This window comes from Bradyrhizobium sp. 155 (assembly GCF_023101105.1).
In the GTDB taxonomy this organism is placed as follows: Bacteria; Pseudomonadota; Alphaproteobacteria; order Rhizobiales; family Xanthobacteraceae; genus Bradyrhizobium; species Bradyrhizobium canariense_D.
The window spans coordinates 4,375,647-4,385,349 of sequence record NZ_CP064704.1; the positions used below are offsets into that span (position 1 = coordinate 4,375,647).

13 protein-coding genes and 1 pseudogene are annotated in these 9,703 nt (G+C 64.0%); 6 read left to right on the forward strand and 8 right to left on the reverse strand.

The genetic code is table 11. The features are described 5' to 3' along the window. Positions 1-60 precede the first annotated feature (60 nt). Positions 61-753: a GNAT family N-acetyltransferase gene (locus IVA93_RS21455; protein WP_085384875.1), complete on the reverse strand. Its 693-nt coding sequence runs from the start codon at positions 751-753 to the stop codon at positions 61-63. Between the two features lie 4 nt (positions 754-757). Next, the gene (locus IVA93_RS21460; RefSeq protein WP_026233749.1) at positions 758-1,105 is read right to left on the reverse strand and encodes a Lin0512 family protein; all 348 of its coding nucleotides are present in this window, start codon (positions 1,103-1,105) and stop codon (positions 758-760) included. Positions 1,106-1,267: 162 nt separating this feature from the next. Here IVA93_RS21460 and IVA93_RS21465 point away from each other — a divergent pair, with 162 nt between their 5' ends. From IVA93_RS21465 to IVA93_RS21475, 3 genes are all read left to right on the forward strand, one after another. Further along, positions 1,268-1,621 carry an MmcQ/YjbR family DNA-binding protein gene (locus IVA93_RS21465; RefSeq protein WP_085352880.1) on the forward strand — a complete coding sequence of 118 codons (354 nt, stop codon included), beginning with the start codon at positions 1,268-1,270 and terminating at the stop codon, positions 1,619-1,621. 75 nt (positions 1,622-1,696) lie between these two features. Beyond that, a complete protein-coding gene (locus IVA93_RS21470; protein WP_204510969.1) occupies positions 1,697-2,569 on the forward strand; it encodes a bifunctional helix-turn-helix transcriptional regulator/GNAT family N-acetyltransferase in 873 nt (290 codons plus the stop codon). A 56-nt stretch (positions 2,570-2,625) separates the two neighbouring features. Next, positions 2,626-3,012 carry an ester cyclase gene (locus IVA93_RS21475; RefSeq protein WP_247297491.1) on the forward strand — a complete coding sequence of 129 codons (387 nt, stop codon included), beginning with the start codon at positions 2,626-2,628 and terminating at the stop codon, positions 3,010-3,012. A gap of 22 nt (positions 3,013-3,034) precedes the next feature. On the opposite strand, the gene IVA93_RS21480 is transcribed toward IVA93_RS21475, so the two are convergent. Beyond that, positions 3,035-4,255, reverse strand: coding sequence for an MFS transporter (locus tag IVA93_RS21480; protein WP_247403135.1), 1,221 nt, complete (start codon positions 4,253-4,255; stop codon positions 3,035-3,037). Between the two features lie 420 nt (positions 4,256-4,675). Between IVA93_RS21480 and IVA93_RS21485 the strand changes: the two genes are divergently transcribed. After that, complete coding sequence (locus tag IVA93_RS21485) at positions 4,676-5,137, forward strand: cupin domain-containing protein (RefSeq protein ID WP_018459171.1); 462 nt, start codon at positions 4,676-4,678, stop codon at positions 5,135-5,137. A 31-nt stretch (positions 5,138-5,168) separates the two neighbouring features. Here IVA93_RS21485 and IVA93_RS21490 read toward each other — a convergent pair whose 3' ends face one another. Next, a complete protein-coding gene (locus IVA93_RS21490) occupies positions 5,169-5,747 on the reverse strand; it encodes a membrane protein (RefSeq protein ID WP_018459172.1) in 579 nt (192 codons plus the stop codon). Positions 5,748-5,852: 105 nt separating this feature from the next. Further along, on the reverse strand, positions 5,853-6,437 hold the full coding sequence (locus IVA93_RS21495; RefSeq protein WP_247297494.1) for a TetR/AcrR family transcriptional regulator: 585 nt from the start codon (positions 6,435-6,437) through the stop codon (positions 5,853-5,855). A 76-nt stretch (positions 6,438-6,513) separates the two neighbouring features. Between IVA93_RS21495 and IVA93_RS21500 the strand changes: the two genes are divergently transcribed. Further along, the gene (locus tag IVA93_RS21500; RefSeq protein ID WP_085395946.1) at positions 6,514-7,011 is read left to right on the forward strand and encodes a peptide deformylase; all 498 of its coding nucleotides are present in this window, start codon (positions 6,514-6,516) and stop codon (positions 7,009-7,011) included. A gap of 59 nt (positions 7,012-7,070) precedes the next feature. Further along, positions 7,071-7,352: pseudogene (locus IVA93_RS21505) on the forward strand (GFA family protein); the annotation flags it as partial. A gap of 361 nt (positions 7,353-7,713) precedes the next feature. Here the strand turns inward: IVA93_RS21505 and IVA93_RS21510 are convergent. From IVA93_RS21510 to IVA93_RS21520, 3 genes are read right to left on the reverse strand one after another with little or no spacing between them, the layout of a single operon-like run. Then, positions 7,714-8,076, reverse strand: a complete 363-nt coding sequence (locus tag IVA93_RS21510; RefSeq protein ID WP_018459176.1) for an ArsR/SmtB family transcription factor — start codon at positions 8,074-8,076, stop codon at positions 7,714-7,716. Beyond that, the gene (locus IVA93_RS21515; RefSeq protein ID WP_247368455.1) at positions 8,076-8,738 is read right to left on the reverse strand and encodes an SRPBCC family protein; all 663 of its coding nucleotides are present in this window, start codon (positions 8,736-8,738) and stop codon (positions 8,076-8,078) included. Before IVA93_RS21515 ends, IVA93_RS21510 begins: the two co-directional genes overlap by 1 nt. Positions 8,739-8,794: 56 nt before the next feature. Further along, complete coding sequence (locus tag IVA93_RS21520; protein ID WP_247297497.1) at positions 8,795-9,592, reverse strand: AraC family transcriptional regulator; 798 nt, start codon at positions 9,590-9,592, stop codon at positions 8,795-8,797. Positions 9,593-9,703: the final 111 nt, after the last annotated feature.

Sequence of the window (9,703 nt, forward strand, 5' to 3'; positions counted from 1 at the left end):
ATGGTTGGGATCGATATAGCGTGAATTCGCCAGATATGAAGCCTGACCGGACGGCGCGGCTCATCTCTGCTTCATGAACGCAGTCACGTGCAGGCGGCGCCGAGTCCGCATCCCCTGCCGCTGGTACAGCGCGATGGCCGACGAGTTGCTCGAGAACACGTGCAGGAACGGAATTTCGCTGCGCGCCTCGATCTGCCGCGCGACCGCCGCCAGCAGCGCCTGCGCGTAGCCCCGCCCCCGATGATCAGGGTGGACGCAGACGGCCGTCATCTCGACGAAATTGCCCGGCTTCATGCGCTCGCCGGCCATCGCGACCAATTCGCCGCCGGCGCGGATGCCAAGAAACGTCCCGAGTTCGTGCGTGCGCCGCGCGAATGGACCGGGCTTCGTCAACTCCGTCAATGCCATCATGGCGGGAACGTCGGCTGCACCCAGCCGGACGATCTCGGCATCGCGAAGCGGGCTATCGGCCGGGGAGCCGATCATCTGCTCGCAGGGTCCGGCCAGCACGACCTTGAAACCGGCGGGAACGTCGACGGCCTCGGGTGTGAACAGCGCGGCGACCTGCGAGCCCGACAGGAGATTGCCGAGCTCGGCAAAGCTCGTCTCGGACATGTCGACCATGTCGGCAAAAGGCGTCACGTCCACCGGATAGCGCAGCGCTCCCGGGCCACCCTCGGCCAGATGTTTGTGGCTGGTCGTCAGCGCGCTCCAGATCGGGCGATCCAGTAGGGTCACGTCACCGTCGGACACCGGCCTAGTCCTTATCGAAGCTGACGATGACGGCGGCATTGGCGATGAGGATGGGGTCGTTGCCCTGCTCCGCAGCCGAGGGAATCTCCAGCCCGCCCTTCACCGCGTTGACGGTGACGGTGCCGTAAGGCAGTTCCTTCGCGACCGCGTCCTTGTCGACGGCTTCGGGATTCGGCACCGCGATCGTGACGTCGACGAACATGTCGTTCGCAGTCTTGTCGATCATCCGGAAGAAGCCGAGGCTCGAATGCCTGATGGCATCAGAAACGGCACGCTTCGCCGCCTTGGTGGCGTCCCTGCCGTGCACGTCGACGCCCATCCCCATCTCGGTGATACAGCGAATGCGAGCCATGACCTTATTCCTGTGACTGATTGAGTGATGTGGAGTGTGGGGGATCGGACGGCACGATACAAGTGGGGTCGTTCCTCTCGTATCGCGGACGCGGTGCGGCACGCAGAGGCGCTCCATCGTTGCGGCGTTGCAAGCCGCGTACGCTGTGCTATCGCTTAGGCGATGACTCCCAAAACTTTCGAAACCCGCTGCCTGCGCCTGCCCGCCGTCACCAAGGTGGTGCAGTGGGAGGGTACCTCCGTGTTCAAGGTCGGCGGCAAGATGTTCGCACTCGGCGGCGGCTTTGCCGCGCGCTCCGGCGGCTACATGTTCAAGGTCTCGAACATGGCCTATGCCATGCTGATCGAGCACGGCCTTGCGCGGCCGGCGCCCTATCTGGCGCGCGCCAAATGGGTGCAACTCGTCGGCAACAACGCGCTGCCGGACGCCGAGCTCACGGCCTATCTGGCGCAGGCGCACGCGCTGATCGCGGCGAAACTCACGCGGAAATCCCGCAAGGTCCTGGGCCTGGATTGAAGCGCAGTTCGCTGGTGAAGCGAAAACGTGCACTGATTGACTTCGATGATATGTCTGACTAAAGTCAGATATATCATGCTCGACCCTGTTTCCCGCGTCCGCCGCTTCAATCGTGCCGTCACGTCCGCTGTCGGCGCGCTCGACACGTCATTCCTGGGACGCGGGCGGCCACTGGGGGCGGCGCGCGTGCTCAACGCGATCGGGCATGGACGTTCGGACGTGGCCGAGATTCGCGACTATCTCGGCCTCGATTCCGGCCTGATGAGCCGCCTCCTCCGCTGCCTCGAGGACGAAGGGCTGGTCGAGACCAATGCGCATGAGGACGATGCGCGCCGTCGCGTCGCGACGTTGACGCGTGCGGGCCGGCGCGAGTTCGCGGCCTACGAGGCGCTGTCGAATACGCAGGCCGAGGGCTTCCTCGCCCAACATGCGCAACGCGAGGCGCTGCTGGCGGCGATGGATTTGGTTGCTTCCGCGCTGACGCGCGAGCGCGTCACGCTGGACGAGATGGACCCGCGGAGCGAACAGGCGCGCTATTGCCTCGGCGAATATTATGGCGAGCTCGGCCGCCGCTTCAAGCAGGGGTTCGACGTCTCGCTGTCGCGCGATCCCGACGCCAAGGATATGCGCCGCCCGCGCGGCACGTTCATCGTCGCGATGTCGGACACGCTACCGGTCGGCTGCGTCGGGCTCAAGGGCACCGATCACGGCTATGCCGAGATCAAGCGGCTGTGGGTCGCACCGGCGGCGCGCGGATTGCGGCTCGGCCGGCGCCTGATGGACATGACCGAGAACGCCGCGCGCGGGCTCGGCATCAAGCTATTGCGGCTCGACACCAACAGCGCCTTGGCGGAAGCCGGCCAGCTCTACCGACGAAGCGGCTGGAGCGAGATCCCCCGCTTCAATGACGATCCCTACCCGGACCTGTTCTTCGAAAAACGTCTGTGAGCGCCTGCGCCTTTTCTCTCGTTGCCGCGTTAGGGCCGGAGCCGCAGGAGCACGCCATGACCAGGTCCGACCTCGCCGACATCTACCGCGACTACATCGCCTGCCTGAACCGGCAGGATTGGCCCGCCCTCGGACAGTTCGTCCACGATGATGTCGCCCACAATGCGCGACCGTTCGGACTGTCCGGCTATCGTGCCATGCTGGAGCAGGATTTTCGCACAATTCCGGATCTGCATTTCAACATCGAGCTGCTGGTCTGCGATCCGCCCCATATCGCCGCCCGGCTGAAGTTCGATTGCACACCGGCTGGAACGTTTCTGGGGCTGGATGTGAACGGCAGGCGCATGTCCTTCTGTGAAAACGTGTTCTATCAATTTCACGACGGAAAAATACGGCACGTGTGGTCCATCATCGACAAGCCCGCGATCGAGGCGCAGCTCTAGCGCTGTGCCTCGATGAACTTGCTTACGCTGCCGCCGGCGCCAAATCCGCGCGCGGCTTCGGGAACGGCTTGAAATTCATCGCCATCAGGAAGGCGCCGAGGCCCATCGCCCAGGAGGCGATATAGAGCCAAGCGTAGCTCGAGAACGCATCGTAGATCAGGCCGCCGGCGAGCGGGCCCGTGGCCATGCCGAGACTGCCGGCCATGGCGGTGCCGCCGATCACCGTGCCCATCATCTTGAGCGGGAAATTTTCGCGGATCAGCACCGCGTAGAGCGGCATGGTGCCGGCATAAATGAAGCCGAAGACGGCCCCGACGGCGTAGAACGTCGCAAGCTGGTGCGCGAAGACATAGGCGAGTGCGCCGAACGCCTGCAACAGCAGGCCCGAGACGAGCACGCGCTTGGCGCCGAAGCGGTCACCCATCAGGCCGAAGGCAATGCGTCCGCCAAGGCCGGCAGAGCCTTCGATGCTGTAGATCGTCACCGCCGCGACCAGCGGGATGCCGCAGCTCACGGCATAGGAGACGGTGTGGATGATCGGGCCGGAATGGGTGGCGCAGCAGAAGAAATTGGTCGCGAGCAGGATCAGGAATTGCGGCGAGCGCAGCGCCTCTCCCATCGACATCTCACCTTGCACGGCGCCCTCGCCCGCAGGCGCGGCCACGGCGTGCGCGAGCGCCGGCGGGCGGCGCACCAGGAACGAGACCGGGATCATGATGGCGCCGACCACCAGCGCCACGATCTGCATCGAGGTGCGCCAGTCATGGCCGGAGACGAGCCAGGCCGCGAGCGGCGCCATCGTCATCGGCGCCATGCCCATGCCGGCCGACACCAGCGAGACCGCGAGGCTGCGATGGGTGTCGAACCAGCCGGTCACGGTCGCCATCATCGGCGCGAAGATCGCCGCACAGGACGCTCCGACCAGAAGCCCGAAGACGAACTGAAACGCCAGCAGCGAGGTGGCGTGACTCGCCGCGAACAGGCTCACGGTCAGCACCGTCGATCCCGTCAGCACCACCAGCCGCGGCCCGAACCGGTCCGTCAACGTGCCCCAGACCATGCTGGTGCAGGCCATTGCCAGAAAGCCGATCGTCATGGCGCTGGAGATGCCGGTCACGGACCAGCCGGTGTCCTTTGCGATCGGCTGCAGGAATACCGGCAGCGAAAACATGCCGCCGATGGCGACGCAGCCGAGCAAGCCGCCCGCGGCGACGATCACCCAGCGATAGGAGGAAGCGTTCATTTTGGTCTCCCGTCAGATCTGTCTGGGTGGAAGACGAATGGGAACATGGTGGGCCGACAGGCCGACGCAAGTTTTTGCGGCACGCTTTTGTGACCTGCCAAACAAAAAACGCGAAAACAACCCCATGCACAGTAGCGGGGCGCTGTCGGATCAAGGACTTACAGCGCAGCTCTTTGCAGTGCGAAGGAAGACCCGCCGTTTGACTCGTCGGGCAAAACACCTGCATGATGGCATCATCCCGCCGCTATTGAATTCGTCCCGTCGCAAACGCGATCGTCCGCCTCCTCGCGCGCCATCCGGCCTTGCCGTGCGGAACTGGCCGTGCGGATGCGGCGAAATCCGTGACCGGGTTCGACGACGCGCCTGGCGCTCCGCGATGTGCCAGGCCACGCAACGCTAGAGAACTGCAGGGAAATGCTTATGCCGAAAATCGACATCGCTGCCGTACCCGCCCGCAAGGGCGCCGGCTACCCCGCGCCCTTCGATGCACCTTGCGCCGATCGGGTCCGGCAGCGGCTCGGCAATGCCGGAGGCTTGTCCGATTTCGGCGTCAACCTGATGCGCTTGCCGCCCGGCAACTGGTCGAGCCAGCGGCATTGGCACTCGCATGAGGACGAATTCGTCTATGTCCTCGAAGGCGAAGTGACGCTGATCGAGGACAAATGCGAGATCGTGCTCCGCGCCGGTGACTGCGCCGCCTTCGCGAAAAACAGCGGCAACGGCCATCACTTGATCAACCGTTCGAGCGCCATCGCCCTCTATCTCGAAGTCGGCTCTCGCTCGCCCGACGATCTCACGATTTGCTCCGACATCGACATGATGAGCGCCAACTCCGACGGCCGATTCGTGCACAAGGACGGCACGCCCTATCCGGACGGGTGAGCGTCCGCGACAAGGCTTGAATGGCAAGGCTTCAAACAGCCGCGCTACGCCGCCACTCGCCGACCGTGAGCCAGACCGCCGAGACCAGGAAGTAGAGCGCACCGACTGCAGCATAGCCCGCGACATTCGCGATCGAGGGAATCGCGGGCATCGTGGCCTGAAAGATGAAGAAGCCGCCTGCGAGAGCCGACTGGCCCCCGCTGAGCACCATGGCCCATTGCGCGCCAAAACTCCGCCAGCGCTGGATGGCCGTTCCGAGTTGGAGCAATCCCGACAGGATCGCCCATGCCCCGAAGATTCCGAGCACCCGGTTCATGCTCATCTGCAAGGTCACAAGCACCGCGACGGTGGTCGCCAGGCTGACCACAACGTTCAGAGCCTGCGGGCGGCTTTGAGCGAGTCCGCCGCTGCGAACCGCGTCCGCGAAGTTGGCAGCGGCGTCCCATGCGGGATAGAGGACGAGCAAGGCGCCGGCGATCACTGGAGAAGAAGCCCCGGCGGCAAACGCAGCAGCGACCCAGGCAACCGAGAACGCCGCTCGCACGAAGTAATATTGCTTCAGCCATCGCTCGCGGTCGCAATGAACCGGATTCAATTGATATCGCGCCATCGCAGTCTCTCCTATACCTACTAGTTGGTAGTTTTCTTACACACAACGAAACCGTCTTCGATCCAGCCCACTTGCTGGCTATCGTCATCGTCTCGCCGATGTCTCTCAGTGCTTGTTGGACAGCCGGTCCAGCAGCGGGGTGGTAATCACACCGAACATCTTTGGATCGCCATAGGCACGCGCCGACAGCATGGCGCCGTGAATGGTCGCCATGAATCCTTCGGCCTCGACGCGGGCTGTGCCGGAGAGTTTGAGTTGCCCTTTCCGCTTGCCACGCTCCATGACGGCCGTCAGCCAGGAAGCCAAGGAGCGGAAGTGCGCACGGACTTCGAGCGCAACCTCCTCCGGCAGGATCGGAAGCTCGCTGGCCAGCAGCGCGCACACGCAGAACGGCGCTGTCGCATCATTGATGCACGCCTTCCAGTACGCGACATAGTTTTCGAGCTGGTCGCGCGGATCAGGGACATTGCGCTCGAGCGCGGACAGTCCCGCCTCGGCTTCGGCGCGGTAGCGCGACACGAGCGTGCGGACCAGATCGACCTTGCTGGCGAAATGATGGTGGATGCTCGGCTTGCGAATACCGACCACCTCGGCCACGTCGGCGTAGCTGAAACCATTGTAGCCGCCCGCGATGATCAAGCTGCGCGCGCAGGCCAGGATGTCGTCGGCTGTCGAGGAAACGTTGGTCATGGTCCCTAGCTACCTTCCAGTTGGTAGGGCGTCAAGAACGGGATGCTTCAACCATCCGTGAGTGCTAGGAGCTTGCATGACCATTCGCCCGATCGTCCGCTATCCCGACCGCCGGCTCGCGATGCCGGCTCACCCCGTCACCGCGTTCGACGATGCGCTCCGCGAGCTTGCAAATGATCTGCTCGAGACCATGCGCGCCGCGCCCGGCATCGGCATCACGGCGCCGCATGTCGGCGTGCCCTTGCGCGTCGTCGTGCTCGAGCTCGACGCCAGGGACGGTGCACAGACCTATGTCAATCCGGAGATCGAATGGGCCTCACCCGAGATGATCCTGCATCGCGAAGGCAGCGTCTCGATGCCCGGCGTCAACGACGAGGTCCAGCGCCACGCCCGCGTGCGGATCAGCTATCGGGATCTCGACGGCAGCATGCACAAAGAGGAGTCGGAAGCCTTGCGTGCTGTCTGCCACCAGCACGAGATCGACCAGCTCGACGGCATGTTCTGGATCCAGCGCCTGTCGCGGCTGAAGCGGGAGCGGCTGGTGAAGAGGTTCGAGAAGATGTCGCGCGAGTGAGCGGGCCGGCAAATATCCGGCTTGTGTGAAATCGCGCCGGCCCGTTGGGAGGGAGACGAATGACATATTCAGGTCGTTGTGCCTGCGGCGCGGTTTGTTACACCATTGCGTCCGCGCCGATCCGCGGCTTCCAATGCCAGTGCAGCGACTGTCAGCGCGATACCGGCAGCGGCCACAGCTCCATCTTCGTGTTCGCGCGCAGCGCAGTCGCGGTGACAGGCGAGGTGCGCGAAATCGAGCGCACTGCCGTCAGCGGCGCGGTCAAGCGCAAAGGGTTCTGTCCGAACTGCGGCTCGCCTATCTACAACAAGCCGGACGAGAAGCCGGACTTAACCGGCATCTATGTCGGCACGCTGGACGATGCCAGCACGTTCAAACCGTCCGTCGTGCTGTTCTGCTCGCGCGGATATGCCTGGGATCACCTCGATCCCGAGATTCCCAAACTCCCGGATGGCACCCGGGATCGCGCTGATTTCTTGCAGATTGGGGGACAGCCAATGGCGATGAGCTTCGAGCTATCGATGCTGCCCGCCGCAATCGTCTGGGGCTTTGTACAGCTCGTCGCCGCCGCGCAGGCCGCGAACCTGCAGTACGGCCTCAGATGGGCCGCCAGCCCGGGCGACACCGAGATGCCGCCGCTCAAGCCCATCCCCCGCCGGGCAAAGAACGGAAACGTCTCCATGAGGCGTGGCCGCGATGCCTTCACGCCCGCTTCCCGCTCCGCTTGCTCATTGGCGCGTTACGACGCTCGCGTTTGCCGCGCGCGATTTCCGTCGCCAGCGCATCCAGCTTCGGCTCCCAGAAATTGCGGAACTGACCGATCCATGCATCCACCGCTTGGAGGCCCGCAGCATCGACCGAATAGAGCCGTCTTTGCGCCTCCGCCCGAACCGTCGCGAAGCCGCTCTCGCGCAGCACCTTGAGGTGCTGCGACACGGCGGCCTGCGTGATCCCGAACTCCGCTCCGATCACTTCGACGACCTCGCCGGACGCCATCTCGCCGGGCGCAAGCAGCTCGAGGATGCGACGGCGGACGGGGTCGGCAAGGACCTCGAAGATTTGCATCAGCTTCCTGTGCCCGGATGCGCCACGTCGGGCGGCGTCTCGCCGCGATAGAAAGCGATGGTACGGTCCGACCGCTGTTTCGCGGACGCAGGATCCACGCCGCTTGCGACATGCGCTGCGCGCCAATACTCGCCGCTGCTCGTCATGAATTCCTTGCCCGCGGGAGAGCCCATCCATGCCTCGGCCGTCTCATGGTCGACCGATGCCCCGGTCGCAACATATCGCTCCAGCCCGGCAATGGCGAGATCCCAGCCGATCCCGACTGCCCCTGGACCGAACTGATTCCAATGATCCTCGATCATCGCGGTGTGCTCGAGCGTCAGCCGCGCCTGGCTTCGTTCTGCGGTCAGCTTGACGTCGATCCAGCTCATCGCGCCGCCGAATTCCCAGGTCGCCGCAAAATGGGTCGGCGGCGTACATGCCGTGATGGTCCCGCCTGCATTCCCCTTGAGCTGGTATTTTCCGCCGAGCCGGAGATCTCCCCCGACCGGAAAGAACCAGCGCGGAATGCGTTGCTCGCTGGTCACTGCGTCCCAGAGATCGTCGACGCTGGTCTCGTAAAGCCGCGTCAGTGTCACCGCACTGGCTGCCTTCCCGTCCTTCTCGAAATTCCTCACCGAACGCGTAACCAGCCCTAATACCCTGACGACGTCGATCTCCATGGCGCTCCTCCTTGTCGTTTCGTGCCAGGATTAATATCGGTCGACGCTAATATAAGTCAATTCTTATATTCAGGGAAAATACCGCTCAGATATTTCCCTGGTGGTTTCCCGAGCGCCTTCTTGAACATGGTGATGAAGGCCGCGACGGAGTCGTAGCCGAGATCGGCGGACACCTGCTGCACGCTCGCGCCGGACGTCAGCTCCCGCAAGGCGACGATCAGGTGCAATTGCTGGCGCCACCGCCCGAAGCTTAAGCCCGTCTCCCTGACCACGAGACGCGCGAGGCTGCTCTCGCTCAGCGCGACGCGATCGGCCCATTCGGCCAGCGTCCTGCGATCGGAAGGGTTTTTCGCCAGCGCCGCGGCAATCTTCTTCAACCGCGGCTCGGGCGAGAGCGGCAGATGCAGCTGCTGAACCGGCATGCGGGGAAGCTCGCGCAGCAGGACGCTCGCCAGAAGCTCCACCCTCGCCTCGTCATCCGCGATCTGATTGGCCAGCTCGACGATCACTTCACGCAGCAGTGGGGAGATCGAAAGCGTGCAGCACCGATCCGGCAGGTCCACGACCTCAGGCTCGATGTAGACGAAAACCAGCCGGGCGTTTTCCGTCGCGAGGTTGCTGTGCTGCATGCCTCCTGGAATCCACACCGCGCAATGCGGCGGCACCATCCACAGACCGGTGGGAACGCGGCACGTCACGGCGCCGCCCAGCGCAAAGACAAGTTGCCCCTTGCGGTGCCTGTGATCGGGCACCTCGTCCTTGGTCCCGATCACGTCGACGCGCACGGCGATAACGGGCGCGGAGACATCATCCACATCAAGATCAGGCCATGGAAAACGGAGCGGCTGCCGCATGTTGCCGGTTTTTAGAAATTGATTGGTAGAACATCTAAATCGAGCGAAGAGGAATGTCGATAGGGTGCCGCCTGAACCTGCCCGGGGGCGTCCGGGCGCCGCCCACGCTAT